20 protein-coding genes are annotated in these 22,087 nt (G+C 43.7%); 3 read left to right on the top strand and 17 right to left on the bottom strand.

The window, feature by feature from the left end; translation table 11 throughout:
* Positions 1 to 25 precede the first annotated feature (25 nt).
* From KQP79_RS14805 to KQP79_RS14775, 7 genes are all read right to left on the bottom strand, one after another.
* The gene (locus KQP79_RS14805; protein ID WP_008645309.1) at positions 26 to 691 is read right to left on the bottom strand and encodes a B3/4 domain-containing protein; all 666 of its coding nucleotides are present in this window, start codon (positions 689 to 691) and stop codon (positions 26 to 28) included.
* A gap of 45 nt (positions 692 to 736) precedes the next feature.
* On the bottom strand, positions 737 to 1,561 hold the full coding sequence (pgeF, locus tag KQP79_RS14800) for a peptidoglycan editing factor PgeF (protein ID WP_008645310.1): 825 nt from the start codon (positions 1,559 to 1,561) through the stop codon (positions 737 to 739).
* A complete protein-coding gene (gene obgE, locus KQP79_RS14795; protein ID WP_008021004.1) occupies positions 1,558 to 2,721 on the bottom strand; it encodes a GTPase ObgE in 1,164 nt (387 codons plus the stop codon). The genes pgeF and obgE overlap by 4 nt, the downstream gene beginning before the upstream one ends.
* 89 nt (positions 2,722 to 2,810) lie before the next feature.
* A complete protein-coding gene (locus KQP79_RS14790) occupies positions 2,811 to 3,380 on the bottom strand; it encodes an adenylate kinase (RefSeq protein WP_004301902.1) in 570 nt (189 codons plus the stop codon).
* A 59-nt stretch (positions 3,381 to 3,439) separates the two neighbouring features.
* A complete protein-coding gene (gene hpt / locus KQP79_RS14785; protein WP_004308350.1) occupies positions 3,440 to 3,976 on the bottom strand; it encodes a hypoxanthine phosphoribosyltransferase in 537 nt (178 codons plus the stop codon).
* Positions 3,977 to 4,016: 40 nt separating this feature from the next.
* The gene (locus KQP79_RS14780; RefSeq protein WP_004325025.1) at positions 4,017 to 5,561 is read right to left on the bottom strand and encodes a peptide MFS transporter; all 1,545 of its coding nucleotides are present in this window, start codon (positions 5,559 to 5,561) and stop codon (positions 4,017 to 4,019) included.
* A gap of 193 nt (positions 5,562 to 5,754) precedes the next feature.
* Positions 5,755 to 5,979 carry a winged helix-turn-helix domain-containing protein gene (locus KQP79_RS14775; protein WP_004301899.1) on the bottom strand — a complete coding sequence of 75 codons (225 nt, stop codon included), beginning with the start codon at positions 5,977 to 5,979 and terminating at the stop codon, positions 5,755 to 5,757.
* 1,248 nt (positions 5,980 to 7,227) lie between these two features.
* Between KQP79_RS14775 and KQP79_RS14770 the strand changes: the two genes are divergently transcribed.
* The 3 genes from KQP79_RS14770 to KQP79_RS14760 all read left to right on the top strand — a co-directional run bounded on the left by KQP79_RS14770 (position 7,228) and on the right by KQP79_RS14760 (position 10,202).
* Positions 7,228 to 8,739, top strand: coding sequence for a bifunctional ADP-dependent NAD(P)H-hydrate dehydratase/NAD(P)H-hydrate epimerase (locus KQP79_RS14770; RefSeq protein WP_008645318.1), 1,512 nt, complete (start codon positions 7,228 to 7,230; stop codon positions 8,737 to 8,739).
* Between the two features lie 73 nt (positions 8,740 to 8,812).
* Positions 8,813 to 9,880, top strand: coding sequence for a DUF4831 family protein (locus KQP79_RS14765; protein WP_008645319.1), 1,068 nt, complete (start codon positions 8,813 to 8,815; stop codon positions 9,878 to 9,880).
* 37 nt (positions 9,881 to 9,917) lie between these two features.
* Positions 9,918 to 10,202, top strand: coding sequence for a hypothetical protein (locus KQP79_RS14760; protein ID WP_004301893.1), 285 nt, complete (start codon positions 9,918 to 9,920; stop codon positions 10,200 to 10,202).
* Between the two features lie 18 nt (positions 10,203 to 10,220).
* Here the strand turns inward: KQP79_RS14760 and KQP79_RS14755 are convergent, their stop codons facing one another.
* The 10 genes from KQP79_RS14755 to KQP79_RS14710 all read right to left on the bottom strand — a co-directional run bounded on the left by KQP79_RS14755 (position 10,221) and on the right by KQP79_RS14710 (position 21,902).
* Positions 10,221 to 10,571, bottom strand: a complete 351-nt coding sequence (locus KQP79_RS14755) for a PqqD family protein (RefSeq protein WP_008645320.1) — start codon at positions 10,569 to 10,571, stop codon at positions 10,221 to 10,223.
* 97 nt (positions 10,572 to 10,668) lie between these two features.
* Positions 10,669 to 12,057: an MFS transporter gene (locus KQP79_RS14750; protein ID WP_004309797.1), complete on the bottom strand. Its 1,389-nt coding sequence runs from the start codon at positions 12,055 to 12,057 to the stop codon at positions 10,669 to 10,671.
* Positions 12,058 to 12,306: 249 nt separating this feature from the next.
* Positions 12,307 to 12,702, bottom strand: a complete 396-nt coding sequence (secG, locus tag KQP79_RS14745; RefSeq protein ID WP_004301890.1) for a preprotein translocase subunit SecG — start codon at positions 12,700 to 12,702, stop codon at positions 12,307 to 12,309.
* 6 nt (positions 12,703 to 12,708) lie between these two features.
* Positions 12,709 to 13,482: a hypothetical protein gene (locus KQP79_RS14740; RefSeq protein WP_008645322.1), complete on the bottom strand. Its 774-nt coding sequence runs from the start codon at positions 13,480 to 13,482 to the stop codon at positions 12,709 to 12,711.
* A 5-nt stretch (positions 13,483 to 13,487) separates the two neighbouring features.
* On the bottom strand, positions 13,488 to 14,015 hold the full coding sequence (gene lptE / locus KQP79_RS14735; RefSeq protein ID WP_004301888.1) for an LptE family protein: 528 nt from the start codon (positions 14,013 to 14,015) through the stop codon (positions 13,488 to 13,490).
* On the bottom strand, positions 14,002 to 15,243 hold the full coding sequence (locus KQP79_RS14730) for a sigma-54 interaction domain-containing protein (protein ID WP_004304664.1): 1,242 nt from the start codon (positions 15,241 to 15,243) through the stop codon (positions 14,002 to 14,004). Before KQP79_RS14730 ends, lptE begins: the two co-directional genes overlap by 14 nt.
* 9 nt (positions 15,244 to 15,252) lie before the next feature.
* Positions 15,253 to 16,347, bottom strand: a complete 1,095-nt coding sequence (gene pdxA, locus KQP79_RS14725; RefSeq protein ID WP_008645324.1) for a 4-hydroxythreonine-4-phosphate dehydrogenase PdxA — start codon at positions 16,345 to 16,347, stop codon at positions 15,253 to 15,255.
* A gap of 4 nt (positions 16,348 to 16,351) precedes the next feature.
* Positions 16,352 to 17,392: a DUF4837 family protein gene (locus KQP79_RS14720; RefSeq protein ID WP_004301885.1), complete on the bottom strand. Its 1,041-nt coding sequence runs from the start codon at positions 17,390 to 17,392 to the stop codon at positions 16,352 to 16,354.
* 18 nt (positions 17,393 to 17,410) lie between these two features.
* Complete coding sequence (gene rlmN, locus KQP79_RS14715) at positions 17,411 to 18,445, bottom strand: 23S rRNA (adenine(2503)-C(2))-methyltransferase RlmN (RefSeq protein WP_008017001.1); 1,035 nt, start codon at positions 18,443 to 18,445, stop codon at positions 17,411 to 17,413.
* 103 nt (positions 18,446 to 18,548) lie between these two features.
* Complete coding sequence (locus tag KQP79_RS14710; protein ID WP_138343504.1) at positions 18,549 to 21,902, bottom strand: DUF4062 domain-containing protein; 3,354 nt, start codon at positions 21,900 to 21,902, stop codon at positions 18,549 to 18,551.
* Between the last annotated feature and the right edge of the window lie 185 nt (positions 21,903 to 22,087).

Genomic DNA, 22,087 nt, shown 5'->3' with positions numbered 1-22,087 from the left:
TTTTTTCTTAGAGCACTCATTCTAATTATTCGAAGAATACGATTTCGCCTCCATCCGATTCTGTATAGTTTCTTAATAAGGTCTGTATCATTTCAACAGCTTCTTGCAAACCTTCTTTTCCGTTATAACCGTTGACTATAGCTAGGATATGAGTAGTTCCGAGATCCATTTTCGTACGTTCATGATCGCTTGTCGGGGTTCCGATTCCGCCGAAAGAATCACGATATACAGGTAATCCTTCGATATTCAATACACCGCGTCCGATACCTTCAAACGGTTCTCCTGCTTTGCCGATACCGAGTTCAAGATGCGTACCTTGTATTTTGTCCGCGTCAAAACCACCGATCGAATGTCCCGTACGAAGAGACACTAAATTAATAAGGTCTACCAACGTATCAATCTGATATAAAGGAATTCCACGCATCAGGCGGCGGCGTAGAGCTTCGGCTGACGGACGGTAACGCCCGGGGTCTTTGCCACAACGTTTATAAGCCTCACGGGTAGCAAAGATAACAGGTTGACGTTTGATGTCTTCCATCTGCGTAGTGGAAGTCAGTTGCTCAGTAAAAGCGTTGATTTCCTGCCAAAGACCTTCGCTGTAAGCTGTATTCTTCACCGCAGCGTACACAGCAGCTCCGGCAAAAACCGGGCATGTGTCTTTTATTTCTTTAGATACTTTTATTTCAAACATAACTAATCATAAACCAATCATCAGTGCCCTGCTCTATTATGGACGCTAATTATTACTTTCTTTTCTAATCATTATTCCCGACAATGTACGACCGGAATCTATGCCCAGTCTACGTGCGGAGAAGAATTCATCATGATGAATATAGGAACAAATTCCAGCCACTTCTATCTGCTCTGCAGGCACTCCGGCATTCAGTAATTCAATCCGATTTGCTTCCCACAAATCAATATGATACTTTCCGGTTTTTCTCTTTTTAACAGAAATAAGAGACATATCGAAGCCACTTTCTTTAAAAGCTTCGTACACCTCATCACCCACTTCAAATGATGCGAGTGAAATGCTCGGACCGATACAAGCTATCACATCTTCGCCCTGCGTTCCGAACTTCTGATTCATATGCTCCAGCACATTGCTGACAATATGCTTCACTGTTCCTTTCCATCCGGCATGAATGGCAGCCACCACTTGCAACTTCTTGTCGTACAACAATACAGGTACGCAATCCGCAGTTGTAACGCAAACGCAATATCCCGGTACATTGGTTATCAAAGCATCAATACCTATCAAAAGATCCTGTCTTATTCCTTCCGAAGTATCAAAGTACCATTTATCAATCACCATACTTGCGGCACCATGTCGCTGCTCGGCTATGAATAATTCTTGTATTTCCCACTTCATCAATTGAAACAACCAATGTCGGTTACGAATAAGATTCATAGACGAGTCGTTCGTATAAGGCGAGCAATTGAATGAGGCGTAAGCCCCGGAACTAATACCTCCGTGACGTGTAGTCACGAAATGAGCGACTTCAGGATATGCCTTGAGTGACTTATACCCCTTCAACTCTTTGCGTTTTGTAAGTGAAATCATTTTTCTTCCCAATCTTCTTCCTCGTATTCATAATCGATATCATCGTCATCGTCGACATCTTCCTCATATTCATAAACGATGTCTTCATCTTCGCCCATGTCTTTGAGTTCCTGTTGCAGACGGGTCACGTCTTTCGGACGGTGAACGATGTCCTCTATCTTATTGCTTTCCTTGTTCAGTTCTTCCCAAAGGATGTCTTTCAACACCGAGATACCCAAACCGGAAACAGAAGATATGAATACATGTGGAATGCCTTCCGGCAATGTAGGTTCAATCTCGTCCATCAACTCCTGATCGAGCATATCACTCTTGGTGACAGCCAACACACGTTGCTTGTCCAACATTTCAGGATTGAAGGTACGCAGTTCGTTCAGCAAGACTTCGTATTCTTTACGAATGTCGTCGCTGTCTGCCGGAACCATAAACAGCAGTAATGAATTACGCTCGATATGACGCAAGAAACGCAGTCCCAAACCTTTTCCCTGACTGGCACCTTCGATAATACCCGGTATGTCCGCCATCACAAAGGATTTTCCACCGTGATAGGAAACGATGCCCAAGTTGGGTTCGAGCGTAGTAAACGGGTAATCGGCAATTTTCGGTTTGGCAGCCGAAATGGAAGAAAGCAAAGTTGACTTTCCCGCATTCGGGAAACCTACCAGACCGACATCGGCAAGCAGTTTCAGCTCCATGATAACGGTCATTTCCTGCATCGGCTCTCCCGGCTGCGCAAAACGCGGTGCCTGACGGGTGGCCGTCTTAAAATGCCAGTTACCCTGACCGCCGCGGCCGCCTTTGAGCAAGACCACTTCCTGTCCGTCTTCTGTTACGTCACAAAGATACTCCCCTGTCTCGGCATTATAAACTACCGTTCCACAGGGTACTTCTATTATTTTATCCGCACCGTCTTTTCCGAAGCTACGTCCTTTGCTCCCCGATTCACCATGACCGGCCATTGCGTGACGGTCATACTTCAAGTGCAGCAATGTCCAGTAATTACGGTTACCGCGCAAGATGATATGACCTCCTCTTCCACCATCGCCCCCATCAGGACCTCCGTTAGGACAATATTTCTCGCGCCTCATGTGCGTAGAGCCTCTTCCGCCCTTACCCGAGCGACAGTATATCTTTACGTAATCAACAAAATTCGATTCAGCCATATTTTTTTTAAAAGTTAAAGTAGTCAGTAGTTAGAGCAGTTAATTAGAACACTCCGGCTACTGACTTATTTATTTATAATATTGTATTATTACAATTTATCTACTGCTTCGCAGATTTCAGCGAAGATACCTTCCATAGTACCCAAGCCGTTGATGTGTTGGTATTTCTTTTCGTTCTTGTACCAGTCGATCAGTGGAGCAGTCTGTGAATGATATACATGCAGACGTTTCTTGATTGTTTCTTCGTTATCATCAGCACGACCGGAATCCTTGCCACGTTTAATGAGACGTACCATCAGTTCTTCTTCCGGAACATCCAAGTCAACCATTACAGAAACGTCCTGTCCTCTTTCTGCCAACATTTTCTTTAATGCTTCTGCCTGTGCAATTGTTCTTGGGAAACCGTCGAAAATTACCCCTTTGCTATCTTTGAAGCTGTCGAATACGCTTGCCAGAATATCAATCATTAATTCATCAGGAATCAATTGACCTTGGTCGATGTAACCTTTAGCTGTTTTACCCAGTTCTGTGCCATTCTTGATTTCAGCACGCAATACATCTCCTGTCGAGATGTGATTGATTCCATACTTTTCTACGATACGTTCGCTCTGTGTTCCTTTTCCTGAACCCGGAGCACCGAAAATTACGATGTTCAACATTTTGTTATTTACAATTTAACGATTTACTATTTACCATTTAAACTGGTACCTATTTAATATTAATCTACTACTGTATAAATATCGGGATAATTACGTCCGAAACCATCATAATCCAGTCCGTAACCTACGATAAAGTCGTTCGGGATTTCCATCGCTACATATTCAATGTTGAGGTTTACCTTGAGCTTTTCAGGTTTCACCAACAGAGAAGCGATATGAATAGCTTCGGGATTGCGTGTACCTAATGTTTCGAGCAGTCGCTGCATCGTCAGTCCTGTGTCTACGATATCTTCCACGATCACAATGGTACGTCCGGCAATGTCTTCATTCAGGCCGATTACCTCTTTAATCACTCCGGTGGAAGTGATGCCCTGATAAGACGCCAACTTCACAAATGAGATTTCACAAGGGATGGTGATGTGCTTCAGTAAATCAGCGGTAAACATAAACGAACCGTTCAACACACTAAGGAAAAGCGGATTCTTACCTGCTAAATCGCGGTTAATTTCGTTCGCTACGCGAATCACTTCTTTCTGAATTTCTTGTTCCTTAATAGAAACGGTAAACAATTTGTCTTTTATCTGAATGGTATCCATAACCGGTAATTTAAAAATAACCTTGCAAAAATACGATTTTTTATTCTACCCCGTGCATCATCTTCTGTAATTTCTTCGAGAGAAGGAACAGAATCAACGAAGCAACACCGGACATCACGACGAATACCATAAAGAAATCATACATGGTAGCAATCTGATAACCAAAGATTGACTTCACTTTTCCGGCTTCCGGATAGAGCCCGCTCAACATTCCCGCAAATTTATTGGCTGTGGCAGTAGACAGATACCAGATTCCCATCATCAGGGAGGCGAAACGCAGCGGACTCAATTTATTTACCATTGAAAGTCCGATAGGCGACAAAGCTATTTCACCCATGGTATGAATAAAGTAAAGTCCTGTCAGCCAAATCATGCTCACTTTCACTCCGGGAACAGCATCTTTCACTCCGAAACAGATGAAAAGATAACCTAAAGAAAGGAGTAACAAACCAATCGCTTGTTTGGTAGGAGAAGCGGGTTCCATCTTTCGTTTGTTTAGGAAACCCCATACACCCGGCATGATATATGCCAGGACAACTACAAACAGTGGATTGAAGGATTGAAACCATGAAGCCGGCATTTCCCAACCGAAAATGTCACGATTCGTCTGTTCGGACGCAAAAAGAGTTAAAGAAGCTCCCGCCTGTTCGTAGGCTGCCCAGAAGAAGATGACAAAGAAGGCTACTATATAGATAACGAAAATACGGCTGCGTTCTATTTTGGTCAATGAACCGTCTAACAAAATCAGAACAGGGAAAACAATGCAGGCGGTAAAAATGCCGATACTCACCCAATCGCCTTCAAATGCATAGTTAAAGAAGGCTATTAAAGCAATGGTAAGAATTGTGATTACAAGGGTATTACGTACTTTGGTACGTTTGTCCATCTTCGGGTGTGAGATATGGTCGGCCTTGTCTTCTTTCTTTTCACGTTTAGCATCGGGGATAATACCAATCGGTTCTCCGGAAGGAGAAAAAAGATATTTATTCTTTTGAGTCTCGAAAAGGACAACGGTGAACAGTGTCATGATTCCGGCTGCAAGAAATCCCCATTTAAAGTCATGCGGATCACCGGTATCACCCAGATAACCACAAATCAAAGGAGCAGCAAAAGAGCCTACATTCACTCCCATATAAAAAATGGTGTATGCAGCATCCAGCCGCCTGTCTCCGGGTTCGTAGAGCTGACCTACCAGAGAAGAGACAGTGGGTTTGAAGCAACCATTGCCCAAGATCAGGAAGCCTAGTCCGCCATACATCATCCAGTGGGCAAGGTTTGTATTATCTAAAGTGGAGGCACTCATAAACATCAGGAATTGTCCGACTGCCATCATCACCGCTCCCCAAAACACAGAACGACGGATTCCCCAATATTTATCGGCAATGTATCCGCCAATCAACGGGGTTAAATAAACTAGTCCGGTATAGCTGCCGTAGATGGATGCTGCCGCTTCTTTGTCAAACAATAATGCCTGCGTCAGGAAAAGAATAAAGATCGCACGCATACCGTAGTAACTGAAACGTTCTGCCGTGCTTGTCGCGAAAATCAGATAAAGGCCTTTCGGATGCCCTTTCAATGCACTCATGAATTTATGTGTTTAGTAGTTTATGGGGTGCAAAGGTACAGAAAAAGTAGATTAGATGCTTCTCTTATCAAACAGAATAATAGGGGGAATAGTAAAAACGAGCATAAAAAATCCTACTGATCCACTTCATTACTTTTTTAGCAGTGTAAATAATAAAGTGGAGATCCATCTTAAATGTAGGTTAGCTACCACCTTAGCCAAAAGTAAATTCGACATTTTCGATACTGGCAAAAAGCATTCCTTCTCTTTTCCTCAAAAAGATCTTGTCTTCTCGGGCCAGCCAACCAATAGCAAGAGCTACGTCTTCAAACGTCAAACTTAATTCACGGCACAAATCGAACATTGAAAGTTCACCTTTTTCATTTAAGATGCGCCATACTTTCCCGGCATTCAAGCCAATTTTTGTCTTTTCCATCATGCAAACTTTAGAAGATTAAACAATCCGTTATTTAGATTTTAATTCATTTTCATTGTGAGCACTGGAAAATGATGTGATGCACATTATCTATCTCCAAAGATAACATTTTTATCGGAAACGGCAAATAATCAAAGGCTTAATAAGGGGAACTGCATTAAAAATTTGTTTAAGAAGGTATGGCGATAAACTAAACACAATTTCCATCCGCGCCTCTACAGAAAAAGATTTTTCATTTCTCATATTCTCATAAATAAGAAACAAGTGGCAGTAAACTAATAAGATAGACTATGAGAAATGATTTAAAAACAGGCATTTCTCATAGTTTCTTCGCAAAATAACCCGGATTTTGCTTCATTTCTCATAGTGTAGTGTGCCGGAAGCTGACATTGAATAAATAAAACTATGTATTCCTTTTGCTTGCTTCCATACACAGTGTCTTAGTTCCACATATTGTGGGAAAAGATTCCCTAAGGCTTGGGAAAGTATTCCCTTATTTTGTGGGAAAGTATTCCCGTATATTGAAGGAAAACTTTCCCACAATATATGGGACAATCGAGACCAATGAGCATCTTCAAGCAAAAAGCCACTATTTTATCTAAATAGTAGCTTCATTTCCTGATAAAAATAAGGCAGGCTGAAAGAAAAAAGGAAGAACAAATGGCTTTTGACTATGAGAAATACCCTGAAATACTATGAGAATAAGGTGGCTTTTGAGCCAAAATATGGGAGAACTTATGAGAAATACCGTTTCGAAAAAGTGTTTCTCATAAGATATCTATTTGATTAGCTTTCGTTTATCGAAAAACAATGAGAATATGAGAAATGAAATGAAGAAATCTTTGGTTCTTCTTCAAATTCCGTGCTACTTATTTATGTTCAATTACCTTATTCATGGCTATTCCGGAGTACTTTAAGATGCATATAGTTTGGATAATTTATTTGCTATTTCTAATATGCCGATATCCCTTTATCCATCGGCCTTTCAATGAGCTTTACTAGCACGGAATTTGATTAAGAACCAAATCTTTTTCAGGAGAAATAAAAGTAAGTTCATAATGGTGCTGCATTGAATTATTTTTTGGCGGAGTTATTCTAACACTTAATAGTTCAAAAGCAGATATTTCTCTGACCCAAAGATAGAACTAATGATGAATTAAAAGTTGCAATTATGGTTTTCTTCCCACAACAAACGGGAAAAGTCAGAAGAATCATGTACATTTGTAATCCGAAAACTAAAAGAACATCGCAATGAAAATATTTCCAAGCAGCAGTATCAAGAAATTGGACGCTTATACCATTGAGAACGAACCTATTGCATCAATCGATCTGATGGAACGTGCAGCAACCGTATTAACAAAAGCCATCACAGACAGATGGAATACGGAAACGCCGGTCACTATCTTTGCCGGACCGGGGAATAATGGCGGAGACGCTCTCGCCGTAGCCCGCATGATGGCTGAAAAAGGATATAAAATCGAGGTATTTCTCTTCAACACGAAAGGAGAACTTTCACCCGACTGCCAAACCAATAAAGAACTGGTAGAAATGATGGAAGAAGTAAAATTCCACGAAATCAGTACCCAATTCGTACCTCCCGTCCTGACGCCCGACCATCTGGTAATCGACGGATTATTCGGTTCAGGCCTGAACAAACCGTTAAGCGGCGGATTCGCTGCCGTAGTGAAATACATCAATTCCTCCCCTGCTATGGTAGTAGCCATCGACATTCCTTCCGGACTGATGGGAGAAGAAAACACATTCAACGTAAAAGCTAATATTATCCGTGCCGACGTAACTTTCAGTCTGCAACTGCCGAAGCTCGCCTTTCTTTTCGCAGAGAACACGGAATTTGTCGGAGAATGGGAAGTGCTGGACATCCAATTAAGCGAAGACGGTATTGAAGAGATGGAAACGAACTACGAAATGTTGGAAATAGAGCAAATCCGTTCACTCATCAAGCCACGCAAACAGTTTGCCCACAAGGGGAACTTCGGCCATGCACTATTGATTGCCGGTTCAAAAGGAATGGCAGGAGCCTCTGTTCTCGCTGCCCGCGCCTGCCTCCGTTCGGGAGTAGGGTTGCTGACTGTCCATGCGCCAATGTGCAACAACGACATCTTGCAGACCTCCATACCCGAAGCAATCGTAGAAACCGACATCAACGAAACCTGTTTTGCCGTACCTACCGACACGGACGACTATCAAGCAGTCGGCATCGGCCCAGGGCTGGGACGAAACGAGGAAACGGAAGCTGCTTTATTGGAGCAACTGGAACATTGCCATACTCCTGTTGTGGTGGATGCCGACGCACTTAATATCCTCGCCAACCACCGCCATGCCCTTACCCACCTGCCGAAGGGTTCCATCCTCACCCCGCATCCGAAAGAACTGGAACGTCTGACCGGCAAATGCCAGGACTCTTACGAACGTCTGATGAAGGCTTGCGAACTGGCCCGTGCCGCCCATGTTCACATTATTTTAAAAGGAGCCTACTCCGCCATCATCACCCCCGAAGGTAAATGTTTCTTCAACCCAACCGGAAATCCGGGAATGGCAACCGGAGGTAGCGGTGACGTACTGACCGGAGTAATCCTGGCGCTGCTTGCCCAAGGTTATCCCACCGAAGAAGCCGCTAAAATCGGCACTTACATTCACGGATTGGCGGGCGATGTCGCTCAAAAGAAGCAAGGAATGATCGGAATGATCGCAAGCGATATTATCACCTGTCTGCCGACAGCATGGCGACTTGTAAGCGAATAAAAGTTAAGAACTTACAGTTTTTTCAATAACTTCATTAACTTTGTTTTCAAAACCAGTTAAAAAAGAACCGAATATGAAAAAGTTGATTATAGCAGCAGGACTACTAATGACAACGTCCGCCTATGCACAAACCGAAGTACTGACAGGGGTTACCCGAGGAAAAGACTATGGAGTGGTTTACAGTCTTCCCAAAACCCAAATAGAACTTGAAATAAAAGCCAACAAAGTCAACTATACTCCGGGAGAATTCAGCAAATATGCTGATCGTTACCTGCGACTGACCAACGTCTCCGCCGACCCTGAAGAGTACTGGGAACTAGCTAGCGTAAAAGTGAAATCCGTAGGTGTGCCCAACAGCGAAACTACGTATTTCGTAAAATTGAAGGATAAGACAGTAGCACCGCTCATGGAACTGACAGAGGATGGCATTGTGAAAACGATCAATGTTCCTTACAGCAATAGCAGTGTAGGCAAAAAAGCTGCTCCCGCCCCCGCAGTCCTCCAAAAGAAAGCGAATCCTCGCGAATTCCTGACCGAAGAGATTCTGATGGCTAGTTCCACCGCCAAGATGGCCGAGCTGGTGGCTAAAGAAATCTATAATATCCGCGAAAGCAAAAATGCCTTATTGCGCGGACAGGCTGATAATATGCCTTCAGACGGAGCACAGCTTAAAATTATGCTCGACAATCTGAATGCACAGGAAGAAGCCATGACGCAAATGTTCTCCGGCACCTGCAACAAAGAAGAAAGAACATTCACTGTCCGCCTTACCCCTGACAAGGAATTCAACAATGAAGTTGCTTTCCGCTTTTCGAAGAAGTTAGGTGTAGTTGCCAACAATGATTTGGCAGGAACTCCGTTTTATATCAGTCTGAAAGACCTGAAATCGGTCAAGATACCACAGGAAGACGATAAGAAGAAGAAAGATTTGGATGGAATCGCCTACAACGTACCCGGACAAGCTATGGTTACACTGACTGACGGTAAAAAGAAACTTTACGAAGGTGAGCTTCCTATTACCCAATTCGGTGTGATAGAATATCTGGCTCCGGTTTTGTTCAATAAGAATTCTACCATCAAAGTTTATTTTGATCCGAATACGGGAGGATTGCTCAAAGTGGACAGAGAAGAAGGGAAATAGAAAAACGAAGGAAGTGAACTTCTAAAAAACAAAGAATATGGTTGGTGAAGGACATGCATTCGACATGATACGCCGAATAAAAGAGGGACGGGAAGCTTCCCGCCTACGTCGTGAACGTGCTAACGATAAGTTGAAGCATCTAAACCGTGCAAACGAACCTTATCCACTACCCAACACCACCCCCGAAGAAATGGAACGTATCATCCACGACTCGGAGAAAAAGAAAGAGAAAGACAGCAATTATTTTGTTTGGGGAACGCTTATTATCATGGGAGTCCTGATAGCAATTGCCGTCATACTTTGGGCTGTATTTATCAAATAAATAATAATAAGTTCCTATTTATACGACTGGTATCACCAGTTTTATAAATCCATCTTTCTGCATTTGAGAAAGATAAGCCGATACACGCAACTCGTAGCCCTCTTCATTTTGAAAGTGGTCTGCGAGTTTTTCTATAATCTCACGAACATTGCGTTTTCCATCTATCAGTTCCCATACAGCTGTACCGTGTTCTTCCAATTTCACATGAAGTTCTTTCGACATTCCTTTTGGCACAAGGAAGCGTTGCATCCACGGATATTTAAAACGGGGAAAGGAGAGCACAATTGTCTCCCCTTCCCTTTCTGCTGTAATATGTTCACTGCGACAGGGAATGACCTCTAACAGGTTGATTTTCTCTTTGGCAGCCATACTTCTTATTTTTTATTTCAGAGTATTCATACTGATACTCTTCTGTTTACACCTTGATACAAAATTCCTTTGTTACTTTAGGTATTGAATTTCCTAGTTACTTTTGGATATTCGCCTCTTCCAAACCGTATCCCTTCTTCTTGTTCTCTGCCTTCAACATCAAAGCCACAATCAGAGCAAGCACACCAAAGAGAGCAAAAATAGCCATCGGCAACGTGTAATCATAAGTCTGTGCACCGTCTACTACCGGACCTTTGCAATAAGTATTCAACACCCATCCGATCAACAAAGGAACACCCATCAATCCCCAGTTCTGTACCCAGAAAATCAATGCATATGCGGTACCCAACTGTTTTTCCGGAATAATCTTCGGAACAGACGGCCACATAGCTGAAGGCACCAACGAGAAGGCAAATCCCAATATAATCATGATGATAGTAGCAAACCACCATATATTCAGTATAGGCAGAGCAAACATCGTATGCACAAAAATAAGCATCACTGATCCGATTATCATCAATGTGGCTCCCTTACCGATACGGTCATAAAGCGAGCCGAACAACGGAGTCAGGATAATCGCACCAATCGGCAACAATCCGGGAATCGTTCCCGCCAACTTCGGATCTACGTTATACTTCTGCACCATCAAGTCGGCAGCATACTTGATAAAGGGGAATACAGCCGAGTAGAACAATACACATAGTAATGCAATCAGCCAGAATCCTTTATTGGTAATGATATACACAATATCTTTCATACGGAACGGCTCTTCCGGCTCCAATCCTTCTGCATCCAAAGAAGCATCCAACTTCTTATCATAGAAAGTATAAAGGAAGAAAGCAATCGTACCCACGCACAACATAATCAGACAAAACAAAATCGGAGCAGGAATATTGGTATGAAATGTGCCACTCTCATCCGTAGATCCGAAAAAGTCGGCCAAAGGAACCGTGAGCACCATTGCCAGAGTTGTTCCGATACGTGCCGTAGCCATTTCAAGTCCCATAGCCAATGCCATTTCCTTACCCTTGAACCATTTCACGATAATTTTGGAAACTGTGATACCGGCAATTTCCACACCTACACCGAAGATAGCATACCCCAATGCAGCCAGGGTTACCTGTGTTTTGAATCCGAAGAGCATGGCACCTTCCGGAAAAGTAGTAGAAATCGCATAGTATTTCAATCCACAACCAAACACCATCAATAAGCAAGCTCCCATTCCGGTAAAACGAACTCCCATCTTATCCAAAATGATACCACCGAAAATCAGCATCAATAGGAATACATTAAACCACCCGTAAGCACTTGTGAAGAAACCATAATCAAGACTGTCCCATAGTAGTTCTTTCTCAAGCATGGGTTTTAGAGGAGACATTACGTCGGTGAGGAAATAGCCGCATAGCATAGTAAATGCGACCAATGCTAGAACACTCCATCGGAGTACGGCGGAGTCATTCAATTTCTGTTTCAAATGTTCTGTCATTGTTATATTTAAAAATAGTAGTTAATAATCTTCATACGACCAACAAAGGTAGTTAAATCTCGTTTGTTTCTATCAAAAAGAGATTGTTTTTACAAGAAAAAGTTAAGTGCGGATTACACTGACCACGCGGAAGATTGAAAATCCGTGTAATCTGCGTAATCCGCACTTAAATATCAAAGAAATGCAGCATCCGTCTGCACCTTCCCATTAATGGTTTTACCCCAAAGTCTTACCTGACAACGGAGTGAATTACTCTGCTGCAGGAGCAGGAGTTTCAGTAGCCGGTGCCGGAGTTTCTGTAGCAGGTGCATTGGTAGCAGGAGCTTCAGTTTGCGGCGCAGCCGTACCTGCGGGTAAGTTATACGGGTTAGTCTGTTGTTCTTTCTGTGCCTGTTCCAACACTGCGTCTTTAGCAACAGCAGAGCGAGGAACTACATAAGCAGTAGCAATGCTCATTACCACCATGAAGATAGCTAAGCCCCATGTTGCTTTTTCCAGAAAATCTGTAGTCTTGCGTACGCCCATGATGGCGTTAGATGAAGAGAAACCAGAAGCAAGTCCGCCTCCTTTTGAGTTCTGAATCAGCACGATGAAACACATCAACAAGGCTGCAATAACCATTAAGATAACGAATAATAAGTACATTTTTAGTTATTTTGAATTAGCGTTAATAATCAATTTCTCCAAAAATCTGATTTGGTCTGCAAAGTAAGCATTTTTTTTTGGATATTTCAAGCTTAATTTTTTAATTATTTCAAGAGCTTTTGAATATCGTTGCTGTTTAACATAGATTTTTGCCAAAGTTTCCGTAAAACAGCTGTCATCTTCCTCTTCTTCCTTCATCGTTTCTTCTTCGGTAAGTTCGTCCGAAGAGGTTGGCGAAGATGGCATTTCTTCTCTTAAAGGTTTCATGCAGAGGGGAGAGTCGCTCTCGCTCTTTTCTATAAAGTCGTCAATCAGTTCGAAGCCTTTGAGTTTGGGCGTTTCTTCAGCCGGCTGTTCCGTGGCCGGAGTCTCCTCCAAAAGGAAAGAGGTGTAATCCATCGAATAGTCGAAACTGGTCCGGGCAGTCACCTCTTCGGGTACTGTGGACAAGAAAGCGTCGATCAATGCTAATGTGCGGTCTACGGACGGTTCGTCTTTCAGCACCTCCGTGAGAGGTACTCCCTTTTTCCGTGCCTGCACATCATAGCGGTCACCTTCAATCAACCGGAACAACTGCCGTCTGTCTGCAATGTAAAGAACTGCTTTCCGCAGTTCTCCACCGAAACTAATATCATGGAGAATATACAGATTCTTCAGATACAGCAGACGAAGTGACTGAAAATACGGATACCTCGCAAGAAGATTGCGCAGTTCGTACAAAGTATCCCTATTCAGCGTCTCGGGATGCTGAATCCATTGTTGAAAGTTAACAGAAGTCATTTATATTACCAGTTTGCTACAGTTGCATTAAAAATTTGGTCGGTGATCTCTTTAGACATTTCAGCAATCAATCCGTCCTGTACGGCAGTCAACAACTGGGTAGAGTCGTAGGTACGGAACGCAGAAAACTGTTGTTCAAAGTCTTCGGCATGATTGGTGTTGTTGACAAAACGCACATTGACGGTGATAGTCAACTTCGTCTCCGAAGAATAACCGTCGGCAGATACTGCCTGGTTGTACTGATTGTACCCTGTGATTTCTCCGTCAATCTGCAAGTCGGCATTTTGACTCGGCTTGAGCAGTTGCAGACGGGTCTGCCGGATGAAGATATCTTTCAGGTCCTCATTGAATTTGGTTGCCAACGGAGCATATACATACTCCGACTTGATCGGGAAGTCGGCTATCGAAATGGTCTTTACCTTATCATAATTGATAGACGATCCGTTAAACTTATAGGAAACAGTGCACGCAATGACTACCAACGGCAAGCCGAACAGTAGCAAAGGGCGTATTATTTTCTTAATCCAATTCATATTCTTTTATTTTTCTATAAAGTGTACGCTCGGAAATATTCAAGTCCTTGGCCGCACTCTTCCGCTTTCCGTGATGCCTTTCAAGTGCTTTGCGTATCATTTCTTTTTCCACTTCGTCCAGTGACAAAGGAGGTTCTTCTACATATTCTTCCGTGTCTTGTATGTCGTCATCATCCTTGCAAACCGCAGGCTGCATGGTATGAATGATCGCAGGTACCGAAGGCTGGTGTGTCGTCACTACCGGAGTAGTAACCACCGTTCCCACTTGTCCTACCTGCCCCACCTGTCCGGCACGTTCCGCCATCAGGTTGTGCACCATCTTCTTCAGCTCCGCCACTTCCTGGCGCATATCGAACAGAACAGAATAAAGAATCTCCCGTTCGCTCTCAAAGCCTTTACTCTCACGCGTTCCCATCAGCGCGGGAAGACGTTGCGTATTTTGTGCAGGAAGATAATTCTGCAAGATAGCAGCAGAGATCTCCCTGTTGGTTTCAATGATAGATATTTGCTCGGTGATGTTCTTCAACTGACGAACGTTGCCGGGCCACGGGTAAGCCAATAACTCTTTCTTCGCATCCTCCGTCAACTGGATAGCAGGCATCCGGTATTTCTCTGCAAAGTCTGCGGAAAACTTACGGAACAACAAAAGTACATCGTCACCACGTTCACGCAAAGGCGGTATTTGGATAGGCACCGTATTCAACCGGTAATATAAATCTTCACGGAAACGTCCTTCTGCAATCGCTTGTGTCAGATTGACATTGGTAGCTGCCACAATACGAACATCCGTCTTTTGCACTTTGGACGAACCTACTTTTATAAACTCGCCACTCTCCAACACACGGAGCAAACGCGCCTGGGTAGGCATCGGCAACTCCCCTACTTCATCAAGGAAAATAGTACCACCGTCGGCTTCGCCAAAGTACCCTTTCCGTTCGCCAATCGCACCGGTAAACGCACCCTTCTCATGCCCGAACAGTTCGGAATCAATCGTGCCCTCCGGAATAGCACCACAGTTGACAGCAATATACTGTCCATGCTTCCTCCGGCTATATTGATGAATAATCTGCGGAAAACTTTCTTTTCCGACTCCACTTTCTCCGGTAATCAGCACAGACAAATCGGTAGGAGCTACCTGAATGGCAACATCTATGGCGCGCGACAATGCTTCGGTATTTCCAATAATACCGAAACGCTGTTTCACTTGTTGTATCTCTGCTCTCGTCATCACTCGTTTTTAATCTTCGTCTACTGTATCCAGCTTCAGTTTATCACTATCGTCACGTTTCTCGTAATACTGTTTACGCAACGGATTGGCACGAGCCACTTTTTCCCGCTGACGATTACGGAACACATCGATGGCAACATAGATTGCCTGACGGAAAGAATCTTCACAAGCCACTCCCTTGCCTGCAATATCGTATGCCGTTCCATGAGCCGGAGAAGTACGTACTACCGGCAGGCCTGCCGTATAGTTCACCCCGTCTTCCATAGCCAAGGCCTTGAACGGAGCCAGCCCCTGATCGTGATACATCGCCAGGATACCGTCAAAATGAGTATAATTGCCCGAACCCATAAAGCCGTCGGCCGCATAAGGACCGTAGCAAAGGATTCCTTTCTCTTCCATTTCTTTCATGGCAGGGATAATCACTTCCTGCTCTTCCATTCCCAACAAACCACCGTCTCCGGCATGAGGATTGAGAGAGAGCACCGCAATACGCGGAGCGCCGATACCGAAATCCTGTTTCAGACAACGATGGAATATCATCAGTTTCTCCTGAATCAGTTCTTTGGTAATCGTAGTCGCGATCTCTCTGACAGGGATATGTGTCGTCACCAAAGCCACCCGGAAGTCATTCTTCATCAAAATCATCAATGACTTATCACCATTACCCAGACGTTCTTCGATATATTCCGTATGTCCGGGGAAGGAGAACTCTTCCGACTGAATCGTATGTTTGTTGATCGGAGCTGTTACGATAACGTCTATCAACCCTTCGCGATATTCTTCGATGGCACGTTCCAAAGCCCCCAGCGCAGCTTTACCGGCTTCGGGATCGGGTTTGGAAAATTCCACTTTCACCTCATCATCCGTACAGTTCACCACGCTCAAACGGTTGTACCCCGCTTCGGTAGCAGAGTTGACAATACTGAAATTGGTCTGTATATCCAGTGCTTTGCGATGATAAGCCGCTACTTTCGGTGAGCCATAAATGATCGGAGTACATAGTTCCAACATCGTAGGGTCGGAAAATGTCTTAAGAATCACCTCATAGCCCACCCCGTTAATATCTCCTTGGGTGATACCTATCCTTATCTTGTTATCTTCCATGTTTTTATTTATTAGTTTGTTCCGCTTCCTTAGATGCTTCTCCCAATGGAATCTGATTCTGCTGAACTTCATTCGGAAGTTTCAGTGTATACAGAGATGCTTCCATCTGGCGTACCAGGTTGCGTTTCATTTTATCAGGTGAATAAACAAATATTTCTGCTGTTATAATTCGTTGGTTTTTCTCGTCCAGACGAGTATGAGATACATACGGGCCACCCATAAAGTCGCCCTTCATACGCCACAGGCCACGTGCTTCCATTGTGTAGCTGTTCTGTACATTGATCGGACGGACATCGGTCAGCAAACTATCGGTTGACATATAAACGCCTTCCTTGAATCCGGGGATATTGGCTTTCATCACGGAGTCACGTTTGTGCACAAAATATTCTTTGGTAAACGTATCCTTGTCAGTGTACGGATAAGAGTACATCACAAAGTTACGGTCGGCACTACCTGTGTTGGTAGAAGCCCAAAAGAAATCATCCCCGGTCTTTGAATTAGCCAGTTCGGCATCCACCCAGATGTCGCATCCGAACAAACTGTCCACTTTCTGCGAAATGAAGTTACTATGCTTCCCTTCCAGGAACGTAATCTGACGGTTCATTTCCGCACGGGTAAAGAAGTCGACAATCGTCTTTTTGTTCTCTTCCACAAACTTCTCGAATTCTTCTTCGTTCGGAGCCTGGATAGTCAATATCATCTGCGGATTGGCATACACGTCCTTCGCATATTTGAACGAGGCTTTCGTATATATATCCTGTATATCTACAATAATAATGTTACGTATCAACTTCAGCGTAGAATCATAATCTTTCGGTGAAGTATACATAATCCGGAAAGAAGGTTCCGACTGCGGCAAACCGGGCATATCAGCATCGAGCGCATCATGTAAAGCCCTTCCGGCAGCACGATCCCAAACACCGTGATCTACTACAACCAAAAGCTCGTAAGCACGACCACTAGAGGTGTGATTTCCTTTCAGACCGCAAGATGCAACGACAAAGGCTACCAAAGCGATGCATAAAATAAAAGAGTACTTTTTCATGATGTTCGGTTTTATATATTAACTTTCATTATTTTTCTCCTGTTTCGCTGTCGACAGCATACCGCAAGCGGCAAAAATATCTTCGCCCCTGGATGAACGGATAGTGGTGAAAAGTCCGTGTGACGTCAGATAATCACGAAAACGGGTCATCGTATCCATGTCCGCCCCCTCGAGGTCTACCCCCGGTATGGCATGAAAACGAATCAGATTCACCCTGCAATCCAGCCCGCGAAGAAGTTTCAGCAACTCTTTGGCATAGACCTGCGAATCATTGAGCCCTTTAAAAACAATATATTCAAACGAAAGTCGACGTTGTTTACTAAAATCATAGTTTTTTAACAGTTCCACCATTTCGGTGATTGAAAACGCCTTTTCCGCCGGCATTAATTCAGCACGCTGAACGGTCAGCGGAGAGTGAAGGCTGATGGCAAGGTGGCAGTCATTTTCTTCGATAAAACGCTGCAATCCTTTCCGTAGCCCGACTGTAGAAAGCGTGATACGCTTCGGACTCCATGCGTAACCGTAGGTAGCGGTCAGTAGTTCCAATGCCTTCAATACCTCATCCAGGTTATCGAGCGGCTCGCCCATTCCCATCATTACGACATTAGTCAGTTTATCCCGTTCCGGCAGCGAATGAATCTGGTTCATGATCTGGCTGGCGGTCAGGTTAGCGGTATACCCCTGTTTGCCGGTCATACAGAACTTACAGTTCATCTTGCAGCCCACTTGTGACGACACGCACAACGTTGCCCGGTCATCATCCGGTATATAAACCGACTCTACAAAATGGTTCTCACCCACTTTATAAAGATACTTCACCGTACCATCTACAGAGCGCATTTCATCTACCGGAGCTTCCGCTCCCACCTCATAGTTCTGCTTGAGCAACTCCCGGTGTTTCAATGACAAATTAGTCATATCATCAATCGAGGCTACCTTCTTTTCGTAAAGCCAGGATGCAATCTGTTTGGCAGCAAAGCCGGGCATACCCAGTCTTTTTGTCAATGATTGAAGCTCTACAAGAGTCATTCCTAAAAGGGGATATTTAGACATTCTTCTTTCTGTTGATAGTTTATATCTGCAAATGTAAGGAAATAAAGTCGATTTCCGTATAGCAGGAATGTAAAAGTTAACAAAAAAGGGAAGTATGCCTCCGTTATGATTCAACCACGCTGATATATTGAAGTAGCTTTTGCGCCATTTCAGAATCCTCGCCATTCTTTTTCACTTCATAACCGTACGCCTCACGGAAACAAGCCAGCGCCTCTTCCCGTTCATTACAAAAGCTGTGCAAAACCCCTAAGTTCTGACAAGCCAGAATCGTATCTTCTTCCTCCCATCCCAAATACTTCTTTCGCAGTTCAAGTTCTCTGAAGAAAGCCTCTTTCGCCATTGGATAATTCTCCAACTTCACATAAGCCTGTGCTTTGTAATAATATACCAGACAGGAAGCATTAGGGTCAGCATCATCGTGAATATCCAAAGACGTCGCAATACGAATCACGTTATCATAGTCTTTATTCATGTAATACTGCTGCATAATATCACATCTCAATGCCTCATATCGGACAGTCAGTTCCGCCAGACGCGGTTTTTCGCTGAAATACATTTCATGCAGAAGAGACTCACGGAAGAATAAAGTAGACGCCTGCTCATCGCCACGTTCATTCATCATCCGTTTGAATTCCCTGCACAGATAATACAACTGTTTATGACAAGCGACGATCTGTTTTTTGCTATCTATCTGTATAGCAATGTCCAACGCCTGATTCATCAGCATCCATGCTTCATCGTATCGTTTGATATAATAAAGACATTTACCCTGCATACGCAAACATTTAGCCACTCCACCGGACAGTCTGCCATTCAATGACTCGTGCATTTCAGCTACTTTCCGGAATTTCTCGGCAGCACTCTCTTCCTCATCCTTATAGTAATCACAATAAGCCAGATATTCGGAAAGTTCAATGACTTCTGCCTGACTCTTCTCGTCAGCAGAAGCCGCATGATAATCAAGCGCCCTATTCAAATAGATCGCCGCTTCATTGTATTGCTCATTGTAGTAATATGCCAGAGCTAGATTTCGGCAGGTATTGGCAATCTCCAGTTCCGGAGTCGGCACAATGTTTTCCTGCATCACCAATGCTTTCAGGAAACAGTCGCATGCCGTTTCGTACTCTTCATTACGGGCATACCGGCATCCCTCATTCATCTTCAATACCGACTTGGCAATGAGTGGCATGGCAGCACCTTCCATACTCTTCTCACTCACAGCAGCTGCCGCCTTCGTCAGATGGAAAGAACTGCTCAAGAAAGTAGCCATATCATTAGCAATGACAGGAATTAAAAAAGAATCGATCTCATCAAAGTCCAATTCGGCATAGACTTCAGGCGTAACTTCAGGATTGTCGTTCATGATCGCCTTCCAGCTATCTTCCAACAGAAAACGATTCGTGCGATACAGAATCTCGAAAATCTCCACATCACAAATCCAATCCTTCAATATATCCCATTCTTGCATCTTATAGCATTGATAGGTAATCTCCACTTTATAGCGATACGAATCATGGTAGCAGAACTGTTTCATGCGATAGTTATAATCGGCAAAAGTCAACGGATGGGAAAGGATTTCTTCCTCATCCAGCAGAGCGGAAATAATTTCATGGCGACTATCATCTATACATTCGTCATCTTGAGCGAAATAGCGTTCGATCGCCTCTACCATTTGTGTATCACCAATGCAATATCGTCCTCCTTTGTTGGTGAGCCAGCTGCTCATTTCCACTCTCAACTGCGACCAAAGTATCTGATTAATGTCTGCCATGCTCTTCACTTCATCTTCGGTAAATCCTTCTAAAGTAAGTGAAAGCATCAGAAGCGTTCTTCCAATCTCTTCGGAACCATAATCAGCCGACAAACGCCGTAGCACACTGTCATAGAATTGCCCAACCTCATTGAGCCGGCAATATCCACGCATATATTCATTGAGAGCATCGTACTGACCGAACGAAACCAGCTCGTTGAGCAATACACTTAAACAGCGCGGTTGTTCAGCCAGCACCCACGAAGCAAGAATATCTTCCTGCTGTGCAGACAAAGCCTTGGAGTAAGTAGACAAATATTGCTTTGAGAACGACTTGGCATCCGCCTGTGAAAAGCCATTCAACTGGAAATGAGCGTAGCCATTCTGAACAAAGGGCAGGTAAGCAGTGGATGACGCCGAAAAGCTCAACACGACTTTCACATTCGGGGGAATAGATGCAAATAAAGAAAACAGGGATGCTTCAGTCGGATTCAGATAACTGATGTCATCAATCAGCAAAATGATAGGATATCTTGATGCACCCAACGCACTCCACAACTGACTGAACTTTTGGATAGAATTCAAATCTTCTTCAATCTCCTTGAGGTTTCGAAGTGTATTCCCTGAAAAAGTGTTCAAGCCAGCATCTCCCATCAAAACCGAGTTTTTCACGGCGTCCATGATGGATTTGGCAGTGCTTTGGGTCGAGTCCAGTTCTTTTGAAACTTCCGCCGCGAACAAATTTTCTTCACCCAAAGATTGATGCTTGAGTGCGTTCTGGCATTTGGAAGCTAACATTCTCGCCAACGTTTCCGGATAAGAAGACAATGTAGTACTATCCAAGCGATGATAGATAGGAATCATCGGCATATCATTGTTCACCAAATCGCTCCAATGAGCCAACAAAGCGCTCTTGCCAAGACCGCAACCGCCCGTTACCACCAGGCACCGCTGTTCATCCACCGCCAAAAAATCAGCAAACGCCTGTTCTGCTTCAGGTATTGGGTGATAATTGAATAAAAGTTCATTGCGCGTCAGTTGTTCTTGCAATGCTTGATTATCTTCAACGGTCAGTACATCCGGAAACTCCCGTTCAAGCAATTCCGTGAAAGCAGCTTCCACAAGGTCACACAATTGCTCGGGCGAATCATACTCCTGCACAGGATAACGATCCTGTTGCAAAATACTCTCTTTCAGACGTTTCAATTTAAGAGACTCCTCTTCAGGGCAAGACAGTTCATCATCTGCCGACTGTTTTATATAAAAATAGGCATGTAACGGATTGGGATTGCGCAGTACACCAAACTGCATTTCAATTTCCGTCACACTCAAATGGTGATTCAAGTCATCTTCTATCCAACGATATTCCAAGCTGTCATTCAGAGTTTGAGATAAATCTTCATAACTGGGACACCATCCATAGCGGTCGCCTACCATACCAATGAAGAAAGGCCGGGAGTTAACGATCTCTTTCAGACATATTTCAACAACCTTGCCGCTTTTCGCATCTTCTTCTGTGATTCCCCAACGCAAATCAACCAATGAAATGGTGGCACCACGACTGGCAGCCTTCACTTGCAAACCCTTAAAGAGTTTGACTAATGCAGAACGTTCCATCTCCATGTCTCTGAACGTTGACGAAAGGAAAACACGGATAACACGTGAATTTTCAGCGGGAACTGAATACTGGGCTAGTTGTTTAGTCATAATATAGATTCGTATTAGTTAATGAAGTATTTCGCAAAGCCAATTGATAAAGATTGGCAAGATATGGAAATTTAATCAGATAACAAAGGCCATAAACAAAAAAAACGAGCACAAAAAAGGCACGGATTACACGGGGTTCGCGGTTCCCTCAAAAGTTTAAACCGCGTAAATCCGTGTAATCCGTG

This window comes from Bacteroides sp. DH3716P, assembly GCF_025914115.1.
GTDB lineage: Bacteria > Bacteroidota > Bacteroidia > Bacteroidales > Bacteroidaceae > Bacteroides > Bacteroides ovatus.
The sequence above is the reverse complement of the archived record's forward strand: the minus strand, read 5'-3'. Positions and strand labels throughout refer to the sequence as shown.